This window comes from Tateyamaria omphalii (assembly GCF_014651375.1).
Lineage (GTDB): Bacteria > Pseudomonadota > Alphaproteobacteria > Rhodobacterales > Rhodobacteraceae > Tateyamaria > Tateyamaria omphalii.
The window spans coordinates 13,692-34,858 of the sequence record NZ_BMWT01000001.1; the positions used below are offsets into that span (position 1 = coordinate 13,692).

A 21,167-nucleotide genomic window follows, 5' to 3' on the forward strand; every position below is an offset into this window, starting at 1 on the left:
GAAACCTAGGTTCAATGCTATGATGGGTCATCCAAAGTTAGCGGCACTTGCGGTCTTGATCAGTGGCAACCGAGTGCTTCTCGTCAACAGGCGCAATGAACCCGACGCGGGACTGTGGGGGTTTCCGGGAGGGCATGTCGACTTTGGCGAAACCGCAATGGAGGCAGCTTCCCGAGAACTTCAGGAGGAAACTGGCATTATCGCGCGGCCGCTGCGGTATCTCACAAATGTGGATGTCATTGTCCGCGATGCAGAGGGCGGCATTCAGTTTCATTTCCTTCTTGCAGCTGTGAAGTGTGAGTACCTTTCAGGCCATCCAAAGGCTCAAGATGATGTAAGCGATGCGCAGTGGCAACCGATTGAAGATGTTTTGTCCGGCAACCTTGAATGCAGTGAACATGTCGATGATGTCATTCGGATTGCGACGTCTAAATGATCTGTCCTTTGCCACCACAAAGGTCCTAAGCTTTTTTGCAAACTCGTTTTGGAGGTTTCGATGATTGGTGAAGTGAATCTGTTGGCCATAATGCTAGCCGCACTTGCCGCCAGCCTGAGCCCCGGACCTGCGTCGCTGGCCATTGCTGGGACGTCGATGGCACGTGGACGTAATGCGGGTCTTTTCCTGACCGCAGGGATCATGGTTGGATCGCTGGCCTGGTCTATTGCCGCCGCACTTGGTCTGGGAGCAATTATGCTCGCAAACGCTTGGGTGTTTGAAGTCATTCGCTACGCTGGCGCCGCTTACCTGATCTTCCTGGCTTGGAAGTCCGCGAAGTCTGCATTGTCCAAAAAGGTAATTATAACGAAGACCGTTGGCGGTGGTCCAAAAACCCTGATCGCGAGAGGGGCAGCTCTTCACATCACAAACCCCAAGTCGATCTTGTTTTTCGGGGCGCTCTATTCACTCGGCATGCCGCCTGATGCAAGTGCCGTCCAGCTGGCGATTGTTGTGGCCGCCGTAGGTGTGCAAGCGACGGTTGTCTACGCAGGTTATGCGATCCTCTTTTCCGCGCCCTCAATGACACAACTCTATGTGCGGTTGCGCAAATGGTTTGAGGGCGTTTTTGCGGTAGGTTTTGCATTTGCAGGCTTCAAGGTCATCACCGCGCGCTTGCAGTAAAGTTGTCGAACAGTTGGTTCAAAGGCCACCCGCGACCGTCAGAGTCGTCCCCGTGACGAACTTCGATTGGTCTGAAGCCAGCCATAACGCCGCTTCGGCAATGTCTATTGGATCGGCAATGCGCCCCAGCGGTGTCATCGCGGCAATACCAATGACCCGGTCGGGATTGCCATTTGCCGCATGTATCGTTGTGTCAGTCGTACCAACTCTGATTGCATTCACGCGGATACTGGCAGAGGCGAGCTCTTTGCCCGCCCCGATCGTTAGCGTTTCAATCGCGCCCTTTGATGCCGCATAGTGAACGTACTCATGCGCACTGCCAAAAACGGCGGCTTGCGATGACATGTTAACAATTGTGCCGCCCGCACCACCATGCGCCGTCGACATGCGCTTGATTGCTTCCTGAATGCAATAAATCGGACCAAAAACATTCGTTTCAAAGGTTTGAGACAAAGCCTCGGAGGAAAGATCTTCCATGAGTGTAGAACTGCCGATGATACCCGCATTGTTTATGAGACAGGACACGACCCCAAGGCCTTCATCGCATCGCTTAAAAAGGTCCGCGACACCCTCTTTGCTTGAAACATCGGCCTTTGCGATCAATGCCCGTGCACCAGAAGCTTCGCAGTTATGCGCAACGGCCTGTGCACCTTTTTCGTCAGCCAGATAGTTAATGCAAACATCATAGCCGTTCTTAGCAAACAGCCTTGCGACCTCTGCACCGATCCCTTTGCTGGCTCCTGTCACAAGAGCAATGCGCCTGTCCGCCATAGCTAACCCTTTTCATCATCTCTGGACTGAAGCAGCTCGACCTCAACAAAAGCACATTCGAAGTCGTTACCGTTGATCACATCATGTTCCACACCGATTTCGCGAAAATAAGGGACACCATTTCGCATCTCGGCTTTGACGCGTTCACAATGGCCTAGATCAATTTCCAAAAATCCATCAAACAGAGGGATGACGACATAGTCATATGCATGTCGGTGCCAACCAGTGTTGTCGCCGCGTTGTTTAAACCGCCATTCCGTTACGCGAACACGATCATTATCAATCGTCACAGTTGGTGTAGCTGATCCTTTATCAGAGCACATTCTGGTTCCTTACTTTTGTTTCATCGCAGCGCGCGAATAGTTCGGCCTGCAAACTCCCGATTTTGATGGTAAACGCCCCGGTAATGGGCGCGAAATCAGAAACCTCCTCCGGTGCATGGATCATTGCAGGCGATGCACTAGCCGCGAGGCTCACCGCAACATAGTTTGTGATGCAATGGACAAGCGGCTCTTTCGCGTGCAGCGATGTTAAAGTGGGGTTGGGTGTCACGCTTTCTTTCCTTTTCTCAACAAACGGAAAGACGCGACAGGCATGTTAAGCCTGATGTTGCCTCCCTCCGCCGGCATTATCCGGTTCAGGTTCGAAGGGTGCATCTCAGCCTTGTGGCGCCCCTGACAAAAGTGAGCGTACGCCTAAGAGAAGCGACGTCAAACATTTATTGGTTTGCTGATCTGCCCAAGCCTCTGATCCATCGACATTCTTGAGTGCATGCCGCCGTTGGCCATTGGGGTTGCAAACGCTAGGCCTCTAGGTGGCGAAATCTGACTGAGCGCCCAGAGTGACGGATGCTGCTATTTGCATGAATGACAGCTTTCGCTGAAAGCAGGCTAAAGAGCGGGATCGCTCAGTCGTGAAAACATCTCGCTGGGTCGCTGACGGATGAGAATATGTAACCGCAAACGACGAGCCTCTGTGCATTCTAGAGGGAAATGAAATGTGGAACTCATCAAAATTCGGCAAGCGGCTGGGAATTGAACATCCAATCGTACAAGCGCCTATGATTCTTCAGAAACCGCTCGTTGCGCTCGCTTCGGCAGTATCCAACGCAGGGGGGTTGGGATCGTTAGGATGCGCTGAGATGTCTGTAGACGAGCTTGGCCAGCGTATCGCCGAAATGAAGCATTTGACGGTCAAACCCTTTAATCTAAACTTCTTTCTACATAGCCAACCAACATTCGATCCCGATCTGGACAAACAAGCCCGTGCGCTTGTAGCTCCGTTCTATCAAGCCCTTGGATTGGACCTTCCTGACAACGCCTCGGGGACAGAAGCAGAGACGTTTAACACCGGCAAGCTCGACCTGCTGATTGAACAAGTGCCCGCGATGGTCAGCTTCCACTTCGGTTGTCCCAATCCCACGGATGTCGACAAACTCAAAGGCGCAGGCATTGTGGTTGCGGCGACTGCAACGACAGTCAAAGAAGCAATTGTATTAGAACGCGCAGGTGTTGACGTCGTCGTGGCACAAGGGTGGGAAGCGGGTGGTCACCGAGGGTCCTTTGTCTCAGACTACGAGGATGTCGGCATTGGCACCCTTGCTCTTGTTCCGCAAGTCTCTGATGCGGTTGATTGCTTGGTAGTCGCGTCGGGAGGCATTGCAGACGGGCGCGGAATTGTTGCTTGCCGTGCGTTGGGCGCAGATGGTGTATGGATGGGCACAGCGTTCCTTACCTGCACTGAAACGCCTATCTCTGACGTTCACCACAACGCACTCATGGTCGCGGCGGATGAAGACACCCATTTGTCACGGGCATTCTCAGGACGGCCTTGTAGGGCGCGAAGGACACGCTATTCCACACAGCTGGCCCAAGGGCGGCCAGAGTTTCCGGCATTTCCACTGATGTACAACTACAGCAGCCCGATCAAACGTCATGGAATTGCCGAAGAAGATTTGGAGCATCAGTTTTTGCTGTATGGCCAAGCCGCTGCTTTGAACAAGGAGAGGAGCGCAGAACAGCTTATCAAGGCGCTAGTAAAAGAAGTACAGGACTTGGTTACTACAGCCTCAATTTAGCATCGGTGGGTCGTTTCCTCGAACTCCCAAAAGCAGTCATTGGCGCAGGCGCAGCGAAAGCTCAGTTTGTCCCGCGCAGCGGTCACTCAAGAGCCGAAGATGAATGTCCGCTTCGGGGCCGGTAGCGTCTGTCTGGCCCCGTGTTTCTGCGCCATCGACTTGGCGTTTATCTGATAAAATTTCCGGCGCTGGCGGGCGTATTCCGAGCGCATAATGTGACTGGATTTGGTTGTTTTGTCTAAGCCAGAGATTGATGGCGAGCTGGGCTTGTTTGGCGCTGTGGAGCCACTCTGCATTCGGAACTTCCCAACGTTGGCCCAGTAGAAGCGACCCGTCTTATAGATTTGGAGCGGCATGCCTCGACTCCTTCAAAAATCTTGTCGATCCCCCAGCTCCATATGCCGCTAGATCGTCCCCTTCGAACACCAGATGCCGGAACCATCATCCGAAGCCTTATCCGCAATAAACATGATGATCTGCTTGCGCGTCGCACTCCCAAACTTCTGTTCCGCAAATGCATTTGCCATCCGACAGCTCATCGGAAGCCCCCAAAAGCCGCGAGCACGTGCGAATTTTGTATAGGTTTTATAAGAAGTTTTGGTCGTTTTCGGAGAATTCGGCGGAAAACGAAACGGGTGTTTCTGCACGCTTCCGCAGAACCCCTTGCAAATAAGCCATATTTCTCAGGCGGTTTTGGCGACCCCGGCAGGATTCGAACCTGCAACCTGCCCCTTAGGAGGGGGCTGCTCTATCCAGTTGAGCCACGGGGCCTTGTCGGACTCAACTACTGTTTCGAACGCATCTTGTCACCCTTTTCAACAAGCTTCGGGTTGTCCAAATGCTTGAATCTTGTTCTGTTTTGAAGGTAACTCAGGGGAAACATAGAAAGGACCGTCCTTGACTGATCGCCCTGCCCGCCCGCTGACGCTGCGCGACGTATCGGCTGCGTCCGGCGTGTCTGAAATGACTGTAAGCCGCGTATTGCGCAATAGAGGCGATGTGTCTGAAGCGACACGGAAAAAAGTGCTCGAGGCGGCAAAAACGCTTGGCTATGTCCCAAATCAGATCGCCGGTTCACTGGCTTCGCAACATGTCAACCTCGTGGCCGTCATTGTGCCATCGCTCAGCAACATGGTGTTCCCCGAGGTTTTGACCGGCATCAACCAGGTACTTGAAGATACACCACTGCAACCCGTCTTTGGCGTCACCGACTACATGCGCGACAAAGAAGAGCGTGTTCTGTACGAAATGCTATCATGGCGCCCGTCCGGCGTCATCATTGCTGGTCTTGAACACTCGGACGCCGCGCAGGCTATGCTGCGCAATGCCGGTATCCCGGTGGTTGAGATCATGGATACCGATGGCAATCCTGTGGACAACATGGTCGGCATTTCACACCGGCAGGCCGGGTTGGACATCGCCAAAGCCATCCTGAAGCAGGGGTATTCCCGCATCGGTTTCATGGGCACGTCCATGCCGCGTGACCACCGCGCGCGCAAACGGTTCGAAGGGCTCACCGAGGGCCTCGCCAAAGCGGGGATCGAGATTGAAGCCCGCGATTTCTACGAGGGCGGGTCTGCGCTGGCCAAGGGTCGCGAGATGACCAAAGCGATGTTGGATGCCAACCCGGATCTCGATTTTCTGTACTACTCCAATGACATGATTGGGGCGGGCGGGCTGCTCTACCTTTTGGACGAAGGGATCGACGTGCCCGGGCAGATTGGTCTGGCTGGCTTCAATGGCGTTGAGTTGTTGCAAGGGCTTCCACGTCAATTGGCAACCACGGACGCCTGCCGCCTTGAGATTGGGCGCGCTGCAGCCGAGATCATTCGTGATCGGAATGCCGAAGGCGCCGACCCTGCCCCCAAGCACATCACGCTAACGCCAACCATTTCCTATGGCGACACACTGCGCCGCGCATTGCGGACGTGACGCCGTTCACGCTGACCAATACGCAGGCACGGCGCGTCTTTCTTGATCGTCATGCCCTTTCAGAGACACCCGGTGGACCAGCGCACGGGGCTGCCCTGCATGATCTGATCACGCGGCTTGGATTTGTCCAGCTCGACAGTATCAACACCGTTGCCCGCGCGCATGATCTGATCCTGTTTTCGCGCAAGCCGAGGTATCGCCCCAAGAACTTGAAGACCCTTTATGAACGCGACCGCCGCCTGTTTGAACACTGGACACATGATGCAGCGGTCATCCCGGCGTCATTCTATCCCTACTGGCATCTGCGCCGCGAACGGGACACCGCCCGGCTACGCGAACGGTGGAGCGAATGGCGCCGCGATGGGTTCGAGGAAAAATTTCAACCGGTTCTGGACCAGATCCGAGAGCACGGCCCTTGCTGCTCTGGCGACGTGGGCGACGGCGAAAAACGTGGTTCGGGTGGCTGGTGGGATTGGCACCCGTCCAAGACAGCCCTTGAATACCTTTGGCGCAGTGGGGCCCTGCAAGTCGTCAAGCGAGAGGGCTTTCAGAAGTACTACGATCTGACCGAACGGGTACTTGATGCCCATACCATCGGAAACGCCCCGGATACCGAAGAAACCATCGACTGGTGTTGCCGCGAGGCGTTAGACCGGCTGGGTTTCGCCACGCATGGTGAGTTGGCCGCGTTCTGGGATCACATCAGCCCGGCAGAGGCAAAGGACTGGTGCGTATCGGCGCTGGCATCTGGGCGGATCATACAGGTGCAGGTGACCGGCGTGGATGGTACGACCCGTCCGGCATATGCATGGCCCACATTGCCGGACGACTCCTCCTTGGAACAGGTTCCGACGTCCCGGCTGCGCGTCCTCAGCCCGTTTGATCCGGCCCTGCGCGACCGTAAACGGGCTGAGCGTCTGTTCGGTTTCGCATACCGAATCGAGATCTTTGTGCCTGAACCGAAGCGGACCTATGGCTACTATGTCTTTCCGCTGATGGAGGGTGATCGCATTGTCGGTCGGGTCGATATGAAAGCCCATCGTGCCGACGATATCTTGCGCGTGCGCGCGCTGTGGCCGGAGCGCAAGGTGCGTTGGGGCAAGGGACGGCAAGCCGCGTTCGAGGCCGAGCTCGACCGCATCATCAAGCTGGCGCGCGTCAGTCAGATCGCCTTTGATGATGGCTGGCTGCGCGCGGCGCTTTAGCGTTGCGCCCATGGCTCAAGCCTCTAACGTGCACGCCATGACAACCTTGAGCACATATAGTCCGAAGGTCCGTTCTGTCGGACTTGATGGTGTGCTTGTGACCTTTGGCGACACGGCCACAGACGAGGCAAACCGCGCGGCCATCGCCTTTCGCAGCGCAGTGGATGCACAGGGCTGGTCCGAAGTGTCAGAAAGCAGCAGCACGTTGGTGTCAGCCTTCTTTCGCATAGATCTGGCCGAACATCGGTTCGAGCAGCTTTCGGATCGGTTGCAGTCTGTATTGGCTACCCGAGATTGGTTCGCTGCATCCTTGCCTGAAGGACGCGCTTTATGGACTGTTCCAGCGGTGTTTGGCGGCGCGCGCGCACCGCAGTTTGACGAAGCAGCAGAAGCAGCCGGACTAAGCAAAGTTGACGCACTGCGCGACCTGACTTCGACCCGGTTGCGTGTCCTGACGCTCGGGTTCGCTCCGGGCCAACCCTATCTCGGCACATTGGGCGACGCGTGGAACATTCCCCGGCAAAAGGAACTGACGCTGAATGTCCCCGCTGGGGCACTGGTTGCGGCGGTCCGCCAGATATGCCTGTTTGCCAAGGACACACCGACGGGGTGGCGACATGTTGGGCAATCGGCCTTTGCATGTTTCCGTCCCCGCGGGGACACACCCTTTCCCTTAGCGCCCGGGGACGAAATCCAGTTTGCAGACATTTCTGCGGTCGAGCTGTCCCGCATTGAAGACACCGTAACGAACGGATCAGGCGGGGCGATCCGGACGGAGTTGGCATAGTGGCCGCGCTGCATGTCCGCCAAGCTGGCCCCGGCGTTGCGGTACAGGATCTTGGCCGCACCGGGTTTCTGTCCAAGGGGCTGACACGTGGCGGTGCCGTGGACAGGTTGGCCGTGCATGAGGGTGCCGCGCTGCTGCGCCAAAACCCCGACCTTGCCGTTCTGGAAATGGTCGGTACAGGTGGCACGTTCGAGGCAACAGAGGACATGCGCATTGCTCTGACAGGCGCAGAGATGACGGCCCATATTGACGGCGCGGCGGTTGCATGGAACGCCAGTCATGCGCTTGCAAAATCAAGCGTCCTGAACATCGGCCCAACACGAACCGGGACCTATGGGTACCTGCATGTCGGTGGGGGATTTGATACTAAACTGATGCTTGGATCACGCGCGACACACCAGTCCTGTGGTCTGGGAGACCTGGTTACGGCGGATGACACCCTGCAGGTCGGGGCGGACCGCGGTGGTGACGCTGGTCTTACTCTGCCGCGCGACACCCGCTTTGACGGTGGCTCCATACGTATTGTTCCCAGCATGCAAACTTCTGATTTTGCGCAGGAAACGCGGGAGAGCTTCGAAGCGACCACATTCCGCCGTGACCCACGCGCCAATCGCCAAGGCATCCGTATGGACAGTGATGGCGACGGGTTTGCCACGCCCAAGGCGCTGAGCATTGTAAGCGAAGTCATCGTACCGGGTGACATTCAGATCACGGGTGACGGCACCCCGTTTGTCCTGATGGCGGAAAGCCAGACGACCGGGGGCTATCCGCGTATCGGGACCGTATTGTCCTGTGACCTGCCGCGCGTGGCTCAAGCGCCTGCAGGGGCCGCCTTGCGGTTCCAGTTTGTGAGCCTTGAAGAGGGTGCCGCAATCGAAGCGCGTGCACGGGCCGCGTGGGCTGCATTACCCAAGGCCGTGACCCCCTTGGTGCGCGATCCGGCGACATTGCAGGACTTGCTCAGTTACCAGTTGATCGGCGGCGTGGTCTCCGCCACGGATGCCCCATTGGACAAAGGATAAGGATATGGAAGTCGACCTGAACGCCGATATGGGCGAGAGCTTTGGCCCTTGGAAAATGGGTGACGACGCGGCCCTATTGAACACTGTCACATCAGCCAATATCGCCTGCGGGGCGCATGCAGGTGACCCGGACGTGATGGCGACAACAATGGGCATCGCGCTGGAACGTGGCGTTGGCATAGGCTCGCATCCGGGCTTTGCTGACATTCAGGGGTTCGGGCGGCGGAGAATTGATATGCCGTTGAAATCACTTCAGAATTCCATCCGGTGCCAAGTGGGGGCGACGCTGGGTATGGCCAACGCCCTTGGGGCGAAGGTGCGCCATATCAAACTGCATGGCGCCTTGGGCAACATGACGTCCGAGGACGAGGACATGGCGCGGGCCTGTTATGAGGCCGCTCTTTCCGCGCATCCTGACGCCATCATCATGGTGCTCGCCGCAACGGCCCAAGAGCGTGCAGCGCGGTCAATTGGCGCGACATTTGCCTGCGAAATTTTTGCCGACCGCGCCTACAATGATGATGCCACGCTTGTGGACCGGCGCAAGCCGGGGGCCATCATCCATGACGCTGACATCGCAGGGCAAAGAATGGTCGAGATGGTGAAGGCGCAGGCCATCATCACCGACACCGGCAAGCGGATCGAGACGCCTATCGATACGATCTGCTGTCACGGGGACACGCCCGAGGCGGTCGAGATCGCAGCCTCGGTCCGTCGGACGCTAGAGGCGGAAGGGATCACTGTAAAAGCCTTTGACGGGCGCACCGGGTAACGTACGCGCAACAGCTGTGCACCGGTTTGTCGCTGCTAAGCGGCGCATACGGGTTAAGGCCATGAAAACAAGGAGGATGAGCGATGCACCGGGCGTACAACCCCTGTGCACCCCCCGTACACCGCCGCAGCGCAGAAACTGCGAAACGGGATGGGTTAACGCAGCGCGCGGTCCACTTGGTGAACAGATCGTTAAGGGTACTGTCGGTCACGTAAGGCGCACCTGTGGTGCGCCCCGCACGTCAAACCAGTTCGGAATCCGTCATGATCTCGACCAGCGCCGGGCCATCGACGTCCAACGCCTTTTGCAACGCCTCTTCGATCTTGTCTGACGTCACGACCTTTTCACCATGTGAACCGCAGATCTTGGCAAAGGCGGCGAAGGACGGGTTGTGCAGGGATGTTTCCCAGACCGGCCATTCACCTGACTTCTGCTCCTTGGTGATCTTGCCCAGCTCGCCGTTATGCAAAAGTACGTGCGTGATATCCATGCCGTATTTGACAGCGGTGGTCAGCTCCATCGCGTATTGACCGAACCCGCCATCGCCCGAGATCGAGATGATCTTGCGCCCCTTGAGCCAGTCGAAATCCTGTGTTGCTGCCCACGCGCCCATCGCCGCAGGAAAGCCGAACCCGATGGAGCCGAGATAGCCGGACATCAGAACGCGCTGGCCCTTGGTCTCGAAATAGCGACCGAAGGAATAAGTGTTGTTGCCGACATCCACGGCGATGATGGCATCTGCAGGGGCCACGCGGGACAGGGCATCGAAAATCGCGAAGGCGTGGATGCCTTTCGCGGTTTCCTCCTCCATACGGGTGCGTTTTTCCTTACGCCAGATGTCCCAGCGTTCGGCAAGTTCGGTCACCTGATCATCGGCGTCGGCGGGACGTGCCAGTTGCGGTGCAATGGCTGCGCAGAACTCACCGATTTCCGACCAGATCGGCAGGTCTACAGGGTGGAATTTGCCCAGCTGCATTCGTTCGAAATCAACTTGGATGATAGGTTTCGATGGCTCGATCCCTGTGTGGTTCGAGAAGGACGTACCAAGGGTCAGGATGAGGTCCGCTTCGTTCATGAACCACGAGGCGATGGGCGTGCCCGAGCGGCCCAGAACCCCGGCTGCGTTGGGGTGACTGTCAGGCAGCAACCCCTTGCCCTTGAACGTTGTCAGCACCGGGGCACCAAGGGTTTCCGCGAGATTGGTGATTGCCGCCATATGATCCCAGGCGCCATGGCCGATCACGAAAATCGGGCGTTTGGCTGCGTTCAGCAGCTTCAACGCATCGGCCACATCCGCATCGGATGGTTTGACCACAGCCCGCCCCATGCGCCCATCCGGCATGGACGCCGGGGCGTCCGACGGGTTTGTCTGCATATCATCGGGAAAGATCAGGTGCGCCACATCCCTTTCGACCAGCGCATTCTTCATCGCCAGTGACACCAGTTCGGCGTGTTTTGACGTGCTCAGCACGGTCTGGCTGAACCGGCTGACGGCGTCAAAGGCCGAAGACAGGTCAATGTCCTGAAACGCGCCCGGCCCAAAGACCTGCGTTTGCACCTGACCGGTGAGGGCCAGAACAGGCGCGCGGTCCACCTTGGCATCCCATAGACCGGTCAGCAGGTTTGTCGCCCCCGGTCCCGCGATGGTTAGGCACCCTGCCGGATGCCCGGTCAGCTTGCCGTAGGCTGACGCGGCAAAGGCGGCCGCCCCTTCGTGGCGGATACCCACATATTTCATCTCGCCCGCCTCGACCCGCATGCGGATCGCGTCGGCCAGCCCAAGGTTCGAATGGCCCACCATGCCAAAGACGTGCTTCAGGCCCCAATTGACCATGCTTTCAGCCATCTGATCACTGACGGTGCGCACATGCGGCGGCTCGGGCTCGAGGCCAACGAAAATCTCATTCCCTTCAATCTTCAGCGGGTAGAGCTTCTGCCCTGTATCCTCATGCCCGCCGGGAGGAGCGCCTGTGAGTGGATCAAAGTCCCAGCCGTGCCACGGGCAGCGGATCCAGCATTTGCCGCCTTCGCCCCGCTCGATCGATCCTTCGCCCAACGGACCGCGCTGGTGCGGACAATGATTGTCCATCGCGGCCCACTGCCCATCGAAATGGGACAGGCAAATAGAGACAGTCCGTGCGGTGACCGTCTTCACCCGCCCTTCCGGCAAGTCGGATGTTTGCCCAACTCGGATCCAATCAAGCGTTTCAGTCATGCTATCCCTCCTGTCGGCGCAATCAGGTCGATCCATCGCCGTATGCCTGGTCAGGCTGACACAGAAACGTTTTGGGATCACATCACATTTTTCCGCACCCCTTCAGAGGCAGCGGGCAACCAATGTGGCAATGGCCGCTTCGAAGCGGCTGGCGTCCTGTGCCGCCCGCGCGACGATCTGCGCCCCTTCAACCTGTGCCATGGCGGCGCCGGCTTCTGCCCTTGGATCGGACACATGCTGCACGGTGCCATCAGCCTGCCCAAGGCGGAACACCGTTTCAAGCCACGCCGTGACATCGCGGTGGAAAGCGGCAAGTTCGGCAATGCTTGTCGCAGGGAGCGCGGTTTGTGTCACTGAGAGCGCGACACAGAGGCAAAGGCTGCGCCCGCCGTCAGATGCTTGCCGATACAGGTTCAGGAACTGCAATAGGCGTGCGCTGGCCGTGGATTCTGCTGCCGAAATGGCGTGGAGCTTGTCCATGAACACAACCCGGTAACGTTCCATCAATGCAAAAGACAGATCGGCCTTGGCCGGGAAGTGGTAGTGCACGGACGCCTTTCGGATACCCGCGCTTTCGGCAAGGTCTGCGAAGCTGAACCCGTCAAATCCGCGCCGACGCGCAAACTCTTCAGCCTGGTCCAACAAGGCGTTGCGTGTATCCATTTATCTACCTACTGGTCAGTTTCATAACTAACTTATTTCTTTGTAACAGAAAATCAATAAGGCTAACACCCTTGTAGAACAGACAAATTCACCTACCTAATGGAAGGTAACCGCAATGGAGACCGAGTATGGAACTGAATGCTGACTTCACGCAGCCCGTGCGCATCTTGAACGCAGACAATCCTTGGCGGGCTTCACCCTCCGCAGGGGTCGAGCGAAAAATGCTGGATCGCATTGGGGACGAGGAGGCACGTGCGACCACAATTGTACGGTTTGCCCCCGGCAGCGCCTTTGCTCCGCACACCCATGATGGGGGCGAGGAGTACATCGTTCTGGAAGGCGTGTTTCAGGACGAAGCGGGTGACTTTCCGGTCGGCACCTATGTGCGCAATCCACCGACATCGCGCCACACGCCCAGCTCAGCGCCCGGGGCCACCATCTTTGTCAAACTGTGGCAGTTCGACCCCGAAGATCGGCAACATGTCCGCATTGATATGAACACGGCGGAAACCGCTGTGGATTCATCGCGGGATGGCGTATCCACAGTGACCTTGTTCGAAGATGCAAATGAGCGTGTGGCCCTGGAGGTTTGGGCGCAGGATGCGTCCCATGTGTTGGAGGCCAAAGACGGGGCCGAGCTGTTGGTGCTGGACGGAACGGTGACCGACAGTGACTCCGTCATGGGCGCGCGTGATTGGCTGCGCCTGCCCCCCGGTGGCCAAGCCACCATCACCGCAGGATCGGAAGGCGCGCGGCTTTGGATCAAGACCGGCCATTTGCGCCAGATGATTGACGGGTGACGAACGCGCTAGTCATTGGCGCAGGGCTGGCCGGTTTGACGGCCGCGCTGAGGCTGCATCAGGCCGGTCATGATGTGACCGTTCTGGAAGCCCGGGATCGCGTTGGCGGGCGGGCCTTGAGCCTGCCGGTCGCGCAAGGCGGTATTGATCTGGGTTCGGCATGGATATGGCCCGCTTATCAGCCTCGGGTCGTGGCGCTGCTAAAGGAATTGGGCCTCACGACGCTGGCCCAATATGAAGATGGTGATTTCATCTATGAAGCGGCGGCGCAAACACAGCGTGGCGCGTTTCCGAAGCGCTACAGTGATGCCGCACGTATTCGTGGCGGGGTGCAGCGGCTTGCCAAAAAGCTGGCGGTCACCCTGCCTCAAGGAACCATTCGATTTGGGCAGGTGGTGCGTGCCATCGACTTGGCGCATTGCCCGCACGTGGAGACCGAGAGCGCGACTTGGGACGCTGAGGTCGTAGTCTGTGCGGTTCCCGGACCCATCGTGTCCACGTGGGATATGACCCCAGCGTGGTCTCCGGAGGTTTCCCAAGCACTCACCCAATGGCCGACCTGGATGGCGGCACATGCAAAGCTTGTTGCGCTTTATGACAAGCCGTTCTGGCGCGACGCCGGATTGTCCGGCGGTGCGGTCAGCCATGTCGGGCCGCTGTTTGAGGTCGCAGATCAGTCTGACCCCGAGGCCAACTTCTTTGGTCTGTTTGGCTTCGTGGGTGTTCCGTTTGACGAACGGCAGGATCGCGAGATGCTAGTGGAGCAATCACTGGCCCAACTGTCCCGGCTTTTTGGACCACAGGCGGCTCAACCAACGAAGGTCGAGATCATGGATTGGGCAGCAGAGCCGTTCACCGCGACACCATTCGACCAGACCCCGCCGAATGGACATCCGCCATATGGCGCGCCGGCATTGTCGCACCCCGTCGCAGATCGTCTGATCTTTGCCGGGGCCGAGGTGTCACAACGGAACGGCGGATTGATCGAAGGCGCGATTGAGACAGGGGAAAGGGCCGCGGCGAAGGTCAGCCCGGCATTGGTGAGCTAAAGGCGCAGGTCGCTGTCAGTGACATCGAACGCCGCCTTCATGTCGAACAGAACGCCCTTTTCAGCCAACAGCCCCCGCAGAGACGCAGCCCCCCGTCCGACCAGTTCGTCATGGGGCACAGCCAAGATCACCGCATCGTAGTCCGCCTGTTCTGGTAGCTTGGTCAGCAGGTCAAGCCCATGCTCTTGACTGACTTCGTCCGCATCAGCCCATGGGTCATGAATATCAGTCTCAAGCCCATAGCTTTCCAACTCTCCCAACATATCGACGACCTTGGTGTTGCGGATGTCTGCGCAGTTTTGCTTGAACGTGATCCCGAGGATCAGAGCCCGCCCCCCGTGAACGCGCGCCTCGCGCTTGATCATTGCCTTGACCAACAGGGAAACTGCGTGCTGCGCCATACCATCGTTGATCTCGCGCGCCATGCGGATGATGTCGGGGATGTGCCCTGCCGAAATCGATTTGTCGATCAGATAGTAGGGGTCGACTCCGATGCAATGCCCCCCAACCAGCCCAGGCGTATAGCGGTTGAAATTCCACTTGGTGGCCGCTGCATCCAGCACGGCGGACGTGTCGATGCCAAGGTGTGAAAAGACGATCGAAAGCTCGTTGATCAGGGCAATATTCACATCGCGCTGCGTGTTTTCGATGACCTTGGCCGCCTCGGCCACGCGGATGGATGGCGCGAGGTGGGTGCCAGCCGTGATGATGGAACCGTAGAGCGCGTCGATCACGTGCCCTGCCTCAGACGTTGAGCCTGAGGTGACCTTGGTGATCTTGGGCAGCGGGCGATCCTTGTCGCCGGGGTTGATCCGCTCGGGGCTATAGCCCGCATAGAAGTCGGTGTTGAGTTGGAGACCGGATACTTCCTCGACCAGTGGCAGGCAGTCTTCCTCGGTCGCGCCGGGATAGACGGTGCTTTCGAAAATGACGATGTCGCCGCGCTTGATCACCTGCCCAACGGTGCGGGAGGCCGCAAGCAGCGGGGCGAGGTTGGGTTGGCGATGGCTGTCGATTGGGGTCGGGACGGCAACGATGTAGACGTTGCAGTCCGCGATGTCTGAAAGATCGGTGGTGTAGGTCAGGTGGGTTGCAGCGCCCAGATCGTCCACCTCGCCGGTGCTGTCCGTGCCGTCCCGGAGGCCCGCGACACGTTCAGCATTCACATCGAATCCGATGGTGGGGCGTTGTTTGCCCAGTTCGACGGCGAGGGGCAGGCCGACATAGCCCAGCCCAATCACAGCCACGCGCATTTGGTCGAGGGTTGGCAGGGGAGCTTGGGTCATGGTCTGCGCCTTTGTCTTGCGATCCCCTGCCTAGCGGGCTGGGCGGTACAGCGCAATATAGGCGCGCCGAACACCGGTCAGACCACGATCCTTGCACAATCCGGTGAGTGGAGCGGCTGTGGACTTCTACCCAACCGCGACCAGTGTTCCCGACCCCGCGGCTGATTTGATCGCCTCGATCACTTGAACCGCGCGCAGGCCGTCAGCAGCACTGACAAGGGGCAGCGTATTGCCCGCAATGACCTGTGCAAAATGCTCGATCTGATCCTTTAACGGGTCCGACAGGGACAGCGGCACACGTGTCTGATCCATGGGCGCCCACCAGTCCGGGCCATCCTTCTGCGTCCACAGGCTAAGATTGGGCAGCGACAGCGCGCCCTGTGTTCCACCGATGAGGTAGCTGGACTGGTCCGTTTTGGGATAGACTGGGTTTTCACCTGCTGTCAGCTCCCAACTCCATGGCCCAAGGGCCACGTCAGACAGGTTGATGGTGCCCAGCGCACCACTGGTAAAGCGCAAGGTGGCAACGGTCACTTCTTCGGCTTCGGCCCCTCGCACCGCGTTGCTTTCCATCGCTTGCACATGGGTGATAGGGCCGCAGATATACATCAGCAGATCAATGTCGTGGATCAGGTTGATGAACAGCGGCCCGGCCCCAGCCCCCTGCCGCCACGCCTGGGCATAGTAGCTGTCGGGTTTCGGCAGCCAGCAGGTGCCTTGCACGGTTGTCACCGTGCCAAGCGTACCGTCCGCAATGATTTGGTGCGCTTTGGCAACGAGCGGATTGTGGCGTCTGTGATGGCCAACGAGGACAGGAACTTCGGCGGCCGCGGCCGCCTGTACAACTTGTGCGCCTTCCTCGGCTGTACCGGTCAGGGGTTTTTCAATCAGTATCGGACAGCCCCCATCAATCAGCTCAAGAGCCATCGAGGCGTGCAGGTGATTGGGAACCGCCAGAATGACACCATCGGATTGCGCGGCAAGATCTGACAAACTGCTTGCGCGTGGCCAGGGCACCTCTTCCTTAAGAGCGGGGTCAAAGACGGCAGAGACCGTAACCCCTTGTGCACGGTCGATTGCGTCCAAATGCTGACGCCCGATCAGACCGACACCTGCAACACCGATGCGCATTATGCCTGCCCTGCCGCGACAGTGGCCATGATCCCCCGCAACTCTGCAAGTCCACGCATCCGTCCAATCAGGGGATAGCCCGGCAGACTGTCACGCTCCCTGTCCATCAACAATTCCTGGCCGTGATCCGGGCGCATGGGGATGGCGTGGTCGCTGCGCCCTTGCGAGCGGCGGCGGGTTTCTTCCGCCATGAGCGCCGTAACCGTTGCAACCATGTCGGTGTCCCCCTCAAGATGTGCTGCTTCAAAGAAACCGGGGCGGTCCGGGTCGGGGGATGGCAGGCGTTGGGTATTGCGCAGATGTGCGAAGTGGATGCGCGGGCCGAGGCGGCGCACAAATTCGGGGGCATCAAAAGTTTCGGCCACGCCGAGTGATCCCGTGCATAGGGTTGCGCCACTTGCCTGTACGTCCACGGCCTTTAGCACCGCTTCATAGTCATTGGTCGAGGACATGACACGGGGCAGGCCCAGCAGTGAAAACGGCGGGTCGTCCGGGTGACAGCACAGGCGCAGGCCAAGCTGATCGGCCAGAGGAGCGACCTCGGACAGAAAGTCGATCAGGTGGCCACGCATTTTCTCAGCATCTATGGCATCGTATGTCGACAACCGTTGCTGTACGTCATCCAGTGCCCAGCCATCATTAGCGCCGGGAAGCCCTGCGATGACTGTGCGACTGAGCCGTGCCTTGTCTGCGTCATCCATTCCGGCAAAGGCTTCGGTCGCGTGGGCCTGCACTGCGTCCGAATAGTCGTCGAAAGCACCAGGACGCTTCAGAATGAACAGATCGAAAGCTGCAAAATCCACCAAGTCAAACAGCATAGCCGTGCCGCCGTGAGGCTGTGCAGCATGGGTTTGGGTGCGCGTCCAGTCGAGGATCGGCATGAAGTTGTAGCAGATGGTGCGAACCCCGGCCTGCGCAAGCGCGGTCATACTGGCCTTGTAGCTGTCCAGATGCTTGGCGATGTCTCCGCTTTGTGTCTTGATCGTCTCTGACACTGGCAGGCTTTCCACCACTTCCCATGTCAGGCCCGCCGCTTCGATCATCGCCTTACGATCCTGGATCGCTTGCGCAGTCCATTCCACACCGGGAGCGAACTGGTGCAAAGCGGTGACCACGCCGGTTGCCCCGACTTGCGGCAGGTCGGACAATTGCGTGGGATCATCGGGCCCAAACCAACGCCAGCATTCGATCATGGCTGCCATCCCCCCCGCATTGGATGATCCGCTTGTAGCGGCAAAGCAATCCGCGTTCCCTCACGATGCGCGGCATAGATCGCGGTTACCAACTCGATTGAGGCTGCCCCCTCGCTCAGAGTGACGGCAGCGTTCGGGGTGTTGTTCAAAGCCTTGCCCACCTCTGTCAGGAACCCGGCAAATCCGGGCATGTTCCGTGGTGCCGCATTACATATCGCGTCCACCTCGTTCTGCCGTTCAGGATCGCGCGCCCGGAACTGCCAAGTGCCTTCAGCTGGAGCATACGGATTCGTATGTGACGTTGCGGTCAGATGTTCATACACCAGCCGCAGGCGGGTTTCATCTGATGCAGCGCCGAGGGTAATGCTGCTGGTCGCCAACGCACCGCCTTCCAGCTCAAAGATCAAGGCGGCTGTATCCTCCGTCTCGATCGGGTTGACGAGCGTGCCAAGGCGGGCTGTTACTCCGATGATTGGGGTCATGAACTTCCCCAACAGATCGTGAGCGTGGATTGCATGGCCCAATACCGCACCCCCTTGCTCACCAGCCCAGGTGCCGCGCCAAGGGATGGCGTAGTACTCGGCATCCCGGTTCCAATGTGTTTCCAGTGCGGCCGTGCGCGGCGCCCCAACAAGACCCCCCTGTTGCAGCGCGCGAAGCTGATCGAATGCAGGGCCAAATCGATACTGAAACACCGGAAACACGGACTTGCCCGAGTCCTTGGCGGCGTTGGCCATGGCATCTACCTGCTCCAATGACGTGGCCAGTGGCTTTTCGCAAATCACGTGCTTGCCCGCCTCGAGTGCCGCAATCGCAACAGGCGCATGCAAATGCGGCGGCAGGCAGATGTCGATGACATCCACATCCGCAAACAGCGCATCTTCGATAGAAGAGAGAGGGGTGATATCATCACCGCAGAGCGCAGCACTGCGTTTGGTGTCCTGATCCACCAGGTGCGTCACGACAAACTCTTCAAGCTGATCATAGGCCGCAAGATGCTGTGCACCGATCCCGCCGCCTAGAATTGCCACGCGGATCATGCGACCCGCCCTTCGGCCATCGCCTGTGCCTGCAAGGCAAGCTCCATCACCTTGAAGCAATGCGCCTGCGTCATCGCAGTTTCGGTTCGGTGGGCTATGTCATGGGCAAAGCGCTCGAAGTAGGGCAGGCCAGCATCACGCGCGTCTATGGTTTCGCACCGGTCACCGTTAACCAAGACAAGGTGATCCGTCCCTTCGCGCCCGCTTACGTCCAAATATTTTCGCAACTCAATGTACCCTTCAGTGCCCAGCAAGGTCAGGCGTCCATCACCCCAATTGGGCAACGCATCGGGCGTGTACCAGTCAACGCGGATATAGCCCGATGCGTGATCCGAGCGCAGTGCGACTTCTCCGAAGTCCTGCAAACCGGGATCATCCGGATTTGCATGGTTTGCGATGTGCGCCATCGTCACCTGCGCCTGATGCGAGCCTGTAAAATGCAGAAACTGGTCAATCTGGTGCGAGGCAATATCGGTCAGAATGCCACCGTACCGCTCACGCTGAAAGAACCATTCAGGACGCGTCGGGCGGTTCAGCCGGTGCGGCCCGAGGCCCGTTGTGTGCACCACACGCCCGATAGCCCCTTCCCGGACCAACTGATCGGCAAGCGTCACGCAGGGCACTTCGAACCGTTCGGAGAAGTTGATGGACCAGATGCGGCCAGTTTCGGCCACACATGCCTTGAGCGCCTTTAACTGCTCCATCGATGTGCAGCCCGGTTTGTCAGTCATCACGTCATGTCCGGCCTGCATCGCCCGAATGGCGGTGTCGGCGCGGTCACCGGGGATGTTCGACACCAGCGCTAGGTCAGCCCCAGCCGCAAGTGCCGCGTCCAATGTGTCGAACCGGTGCAAGTCGGGGAACCGCTTTGCGTACCCGGCCAAAGGCTGCGGATCGCCTTCGGTCCAGAAGCCAAGGCAGCGGGCCCCGATGGCCTGCATGTTTTCCGTCATGCCGTAGATATGGCGGTGGTCCAGCCCGAGGGCGACAAAGGTAAGTGTCATTGTGTCACTTCAATCATGTTGGATGTACGGGCCGCGCGTTCCATTGCGTCGATCACGGCGTGGACATGCAGGGCTTCGGCGGGTGGAGCAAGAGGTGCGTGTTTGTCCTTGATGGCCGCGACGAAATCCTCAAGCAGTGCCTGATGCCATGCGTGGGTGAAGGCCATCGGATCAGCGCCACCGCCTGTATCAGCACCGCCATCCGGGGCAATCGTTTCCGTCTGACCTGACAGCCAATCGATGCGCAAACTATCACCTTCCAGATGCGCGTGGGCTTTTGTCGTTGTCAGTGTGACACTTTCAGCCCCGCCGGGATAGGCGGTCGTGGTGGCATTCAGTGAACCAGATGCTCCCGAGCGGAATGTGAGCAGAGCAGCGGCAATATCCTCGGCCTCCATCCTGTGCAGTGGGCTGGTTAGCATCATGGCCTGTAACTTTGCGACGGGCCCCGCCAACCAAAGCGCCAGATCGAGCGTGTGTATCGCCTGATTGATCATCACGCCGCCGCCATCCCGCGCATAGGTGCCGCGTCCTGGCGCATCATAATAGGATTGATCGCGCCACCACGGGACGCGCATATCCACATGCACGATGTCGCCAAGTTCATCCGCATCAATGCGCCGTTTCAGCGTTTGTGCAGCCTCCCGAGTACGGTGCTGAAAGCAGAAGCCCAAGGGCACATCCGCTTGCGCATAACACTTAATCACCTCGCCTGCCGCGGCCAGCGTGCGCTCAACCGGCTTTTCCATAAGCGTGGGGACACCGGCCTGCGCCAGAGCACCTGCATATTCCAGCCGAGTATCGGGGGGTGTGATGATAATGGCCATGTCCGGTTTCGTCGCCAACGCCGTTTGCGCATCGGTGTATGGTGCGACGTCGTATCCCAGAAGCTGTGACGCCTCAGTACAGAAGGCCGTGGTGCGCGTCTCGTCCCGGCCCAGAACGCCCATCAATCGCGCGCCCGCGCGGTTATCACGCAAGGCCAGAACATGGGTCTGGGCGACCATCCCAGCCCCGATCATCAAGACGTTCATTGCTGTCCTCCCGATCAGTAGAGTGGCGGCATTTTGCACATGCGCCAAGGGGCATTCGTGCTAGTC

General features: G+C 58.6%; 21 protein-coding genes, 1 tRNA gene and 1 riboswitch. Of the genes, 10 read left to right on the forward strand and 12 right to left on the reverse strand.

Annotation, left to right across the window (positions count from 1 at the left end):
* Window positions 1-22 precede the first annotated feature (22 nt).
* Complete coding sequence (locus IE087_RS00060) at window positions 23-436, forward strand: NUDIX hydrolase (protein WP_308425430.1); 414 nt, start codon at window positions 23-25, stop codon at window positions 434-436.
* A 60-nt stretch (window positions 437-496) separates the two neighbouring features.
* A complete protein-coding gene (locus IE087_RS00065; protein WP_189366897.1) occupies window positions 497-1,120 on the forward strand; it encodes a LysE family translocator in 624 nt (207 codons plus the stop codon).
* 18 nt (window positions 1,121-1,138) lie between these two features.
* On the opposite strand, the gene IE087_RS00070 is transcribed toward IE087_RS00065, so the two are convergent.
* Genes IE087_RS00070 through IE087_RS00080 form a run of 3 tightly spaced genes read right to left on the reverse strand, consistent with a single transcriptional unit; the run spans window position 1,139 to window position 2,443 of the window.
* A complete protein-coding gene (locus IE087_RS00070) occupies window positions 1,139-1,891 on the reverse strand; it encodes an SDR family oxidoreductase (protein ID WP_189366898.1) in 753 nt (250 codons plus the stop codon).
* 2 nt (window positions 1,892-1,893) lie between these two features.
* Window positions 1,894-2,214, reverse strand: a complete 321-nt coding sequence (locus IE087_RS00075) for a cupin domain-containing protein (RefSeq protein ID WP_189366899.1) — start codon at window positions 2,212-2,214, stop codon at window positions 1,894-1,896.
* Complete coding sequence (locus IE087_RS00080) at window positions 2,204-2,443, reverse strand: hydroxyethylthiazole kinase (protein ID WP_189366900.1); 240 nt, start codon at window positions 2,441-2,443, stop codon at window positions 2,204-2,206. Before IE087_RS00080 ends, IE087_RS00075 begins: the two co-directional genes overlap by 11 nt.
* Window positions 2,444-2,488: 45 nt before the next feature.
* Window positions 2,489-2,577: riboswitch (TPP riboswitch) on the reverse strand.
* A gap of 311 nt (window positions 2,578-2,888) precedes the next feature.
* Between IE087_RS00080 and IE087_RS00085 the strand changes: the two genes are divergently transcribed.
* Entirely contained in the window at window positions 2,889-3,968 is a 1,080-nt protein-coding gene (locus IE087_RS00085) for an NAD(P)H-dependent flavin oxidoreductase (RefSeq protein WP_268244621.1), read from the forward strand.
* Between the two features lie 694 nt (window positions 3,969-4,662).
* On the opposite strand, the gene IE087_RS00090 is transcribed toward IE087_RS00085, so the two are convergent.
* Window positions 4,663-4,739: transfer RNA gene (locus tag IE087_RS00090), tRNA-Arg, on the reverse strand.
* A 126-nt stretch (window positions 4,740-4,865) separates the two neighbouring features.
* Here IE087_RS00090 and IE087_RS00095 point away from each other — a divergent pair.
* The 5 genes from IE087_RS00095 to IE087_RS00115 are packed head-to-tail and all read left to right on the forward strand — an operon-like array spanning window position 4,866 to window position 9,686.
* Entirely contained in the window at window positions 4,866-5,900 is a 1,035-nt protein-coding gene (locus IE087_RS00095) for a LacI family DNA-binding transcriptional regulator (RefSeq protein WP_189366902.1), read from the forward strand.
* On the forward strand, window positions 5,897-7,105 hold the full coding sequence (locus IE087_RS00100; protein WP_189366903.1) for a winged helix-turn-helix domain-containing protein: 1,209 nt from the start codon (window positions 5,897-5,899) through the stop codon (window positions 7,103-7,105). Before IE087_RS00095 ends, IE087_RS00100 begins: the two co-directional genes overlap by 4 nt.
* A 37-nt stretch (window positions 7,106-7,142) precedes the next feature.
* Entirely contained in the window at window positions 7,143-7,892 is a 750-nt protein-coding gene (locus IE087_RS00105; RefSeq protein ID WP_189366904.1) for a 5-oxoprolinase subunit B family protein, read from the forward strand.
* Window positions 7,892-8,914, forward strand: a complete 1,023-nt coding sequence (locus IE087_RS00110; protein ID WP_308425409.1) for a 5-oxoprolinase subunit C family protein — start codon at window positions 7,892-7,894, stop codon at window positions 8,912-8,914. Before IE087_RS00105 ends, IE087_RS00110 begins: the two co-directional genes overlap by 1 nt.
* 4 nt (window positions 8,915-8,918) lie before the next feature.
* Entirely contained in the window at window positions 8,919-9,686 is a 768-nt protein-coding gene (locus IE087_RS00115) for a LamB/YcsF family protein (RefSeq protein WP_189366905.1), read from the forward strand.
* A 241-nt stretch (window positions 9,687-9,927) separates the two neighbouring features.
* On the opposite strand, the gene IE087_RS00120 is transcribed toward IE087_RS00115, so the two are convergent.
* Complete coding sequence (locus tag IE087_RS00120; RefSeq protein ID WP_189366906.1) at window positions 9,928-11,901, reverse strand: thiamine pyrophosphate-binding protein; 1,974 nt, start codon at window positions 11,899-11,901, stop codon at window positions 9,928-9,930.
* Window positions 11,902-12,003: 102 nt separating this feature from the next.
* On the reverse strand, window positions 12,004-12,564 hold the full coding sequence (locus IE087_RS00125; RefSeq protein WP_189366907.1) for a TetR/AcrR family transcriptional regulator: 561 nt from the start codon (window positions 12,562-12,564) through the stop codon (window positions 12,004-12,006).
* Window positions 12,565-12,692: 128 nt separating this feature from the next.
* On the opposite strand from IE087_RS00125, the gene IE087_RS00130 reads away from it, so the two are divergent.
* Window positions 12,693-13,364, forward strand: coding sequence for a cupin domain-containing protein (locus IE087_RS00130; protein WP_189366908.1), 672 nt, complete (start codon window positions 12,693-12,695; stop codon window positions 13,362-13,364).
* A complete protein-coding gene (locus tag IE087_RS00135; protein ID WP_189366909.1) occupies window positions 13,361-14,413 on the forward strand; it encodes a flavin monoamine oxidase family protein in 1,053 nt (350 codons plus the stop codon). The genes IE087_RS00130 and IE087_RS00135 overlap by 4 nt, the downstream gene beginning before the upstream one ends.
* Here the strand turns inward: IE087_RS00135 and IE087_RS00140 are convergent.
* From IE087_RS00140 to IE087_RS00165, 6 genes are all read right to left on the reverse strand, one after another.
* Window positions 14,410-15,699: a nucleotide sugar dehydrogenase gene (locus tag IE087_RS00140; RefSeq protein WP_308425410.1), complete on the reverse strand. Its 1,290-nt coding sequence runs from the start codon at window positions 15,697-15,699 to the stop codon at window positions 14,410-14,412. The genes IE087_RS00135 and IE087_RS00140 overlap by 4 nt on opposite strands.
* 126 nt (window positions 15,700-15,825) lie before the next feature.
* On the reverse strand, window positions 15,826-16,830 hold the full coding sequence (locus tag IE087_RS00145) for a Gfo/Idh/MocA family protein (protein ID WP_189366910.1): 1,005 nt from the start codon (window positions 16,828-16,830) through the stop codon (window positions 15,826-15,828).
* Window positions 16,830-18,023 (reverse strand): mannonate dehydratase, encoded by a 1,194-nt coding sequence (uxuA, locus tag IE087_RS00150; RefSeq protein WP_189368282.1) that lies wholly within the window; start codon window positions 18,021-18,023, stop codon window positions 16,830-16,832. Before uxuA ends, IE087_RS00145 begins: the two co-directional genes overlap by 1 nt.
* A complete protein-coding gene (locus tag IE087_RS00155; RefSeq protein ID WP_189366911.1) occupies window positions 18,020-19,063 on the reverse strand; it encodes a Gfo/Idh/MocA family protein in 1,044 nt (347 codons plus the stop codon). Before IE087_RS00155 ends, uxuA begins: the two co-directional genes overlap by 4 nt.
* Window positions 19,060-20,067: a Gfo/Idh/MocA family protein gene (locus tag IE087_RS00160; protein WP_189366912.1), complete on the reverse strand. Its 1,008-nt coding sequence runs from the start codon at window positions 20,065-20,067 to the stop codon at window positions 19,060-19,062. The genes IE087_RS00155 and IE087_RS00160 overlap by 4 nt, the downstream gene beginning before the upstream one ends.
* Complete coding sequence (locus tag IE087_RS00165) at window positions 20,064-21,101, reverse strand: Gfo/Idh/MocA family protein (RefSeq protein WP_189366913.1); 1,038 nt, start codon at window positions 21,099-21,101, stop codon at window positions 20,064-20,066. The genes IE087_RS00160 and IE087_RS00165 overlap by 4 nt, the downstream gene beginning before the upstream one ends.
* Window positions 21,102-21,167 lie beyond the last annotated feature (66 nt).

Bases quoted from the DNA above. Each gene is read 5' to 3' on its own strand.
- IE087_RS00105 (WP_189366904.1), top strand. From the start codon at position 7,143: ATGACAACCTTGAGCACATATAGTCCGAAGGTCCGTTCTGTCGGACTT.
- IE087_RS00145 (WP_189366910.1), bottom strand. From the start codon at position 16,830: ATGCGCATCGGTGTTGCAGGTGTCGGTCTGATCGGGCGTCAGCATTTG.
- IE087_RS00060 (WP_308425430.1), top strand. From the start codon at position 23: ATGGGTCATCCAAAGTTAGCGGCACTTGCGGTCTTGATCAGTGGCAAC.
- IE087_RS00155 (WP_189366911.1), bottom strand. From the start codon at position 19,063: ATGATCCGCGTGGCAATTCTAGGCGGCGGGATCGGTGCACAGCATCTT.
- IE087_RS00075 (WP_189366899.1), bottom strand. From the start codon at position 2,214: ATGTGCTCTGATAAAGGATCAGCTACACCAACTGTGACGATTGATAAT.
- uxuA (WP_189368282.1), bottom strand. From the start codon at position 18,023: ATGATCGAATGCTGGCGTTGGTTTGGGCCCGATGATCCCACGCAATTG.
- IE087_RS00140 (WP_308425410.1), bottom strand. From the start codon at position 15,699: ATGACCCAAGCTCCCCTGCCAACCCTCGACCAAATGCGCGTGGCTGTG.
- IE087_RS00160 (WP_189366912.1), bottom strand. From the start codon at position 20,067: ATGACACTTACCTTTGTCGCCCTCGGGCTGGACCACCGCCATATCTAC.
- IE087_RS00125 (WP_189366907.1), bottom strand. From the start codon at position 12,564: ATGGATACACGCAACGCCTTGTTGGACCAGGCTGAAGAGTTTGCGCGT.
- IE087_RS00165 (WP_189366913.1), bottom strand. From the start codon at position 21,101: ATGAACGTCTTGATGATCGGGGCTGGGATGGTCGCCCAGACCCATGTT.
- IE087_RS00120 (WP_189366906.1), bottom strand. From the start codon at position 11,901: ATGACTGAAACGCTTGATTGGATCCGAGTTGGGCAAACATCCGACTTG.
- IE087_RS00070 (WP_189366898.1), bottom strand. From the start codon at position 1,891: ATGGCGGACAGGCGCATTGCTCTTGTGACAGGAGCCAGCAAAGGGATC.
- IE087_RS00065 (WP_189366897.1), top strand. From the start codon at position 497: ATGATTGGTGAAGTGAATCTGTTGGCCATAATGCTAGCCGCACTTGCC.
- IE087_RS00115 (WP_189366905.1), top strand. From the start codon at position 8,919: ATGGAAGTCGACCTGAACGCCGATATGGGCGAGAGCTTTGGCCCTTGG.
- IE087_RS00130 (WP_189366908.1), top strand. From the start codon at position 12,693: ATGGAACTGAATGCTGACTTCACGCAGCCCGTGCGCATCTTGAACGCA.
- IE087_RS00085 (WP_268244621.1), top strand. From the start codon at position 2,889: ATGTGGAACTCATCAAAATTCGGCAAGCGGCTGGGAATTGAACATCCA.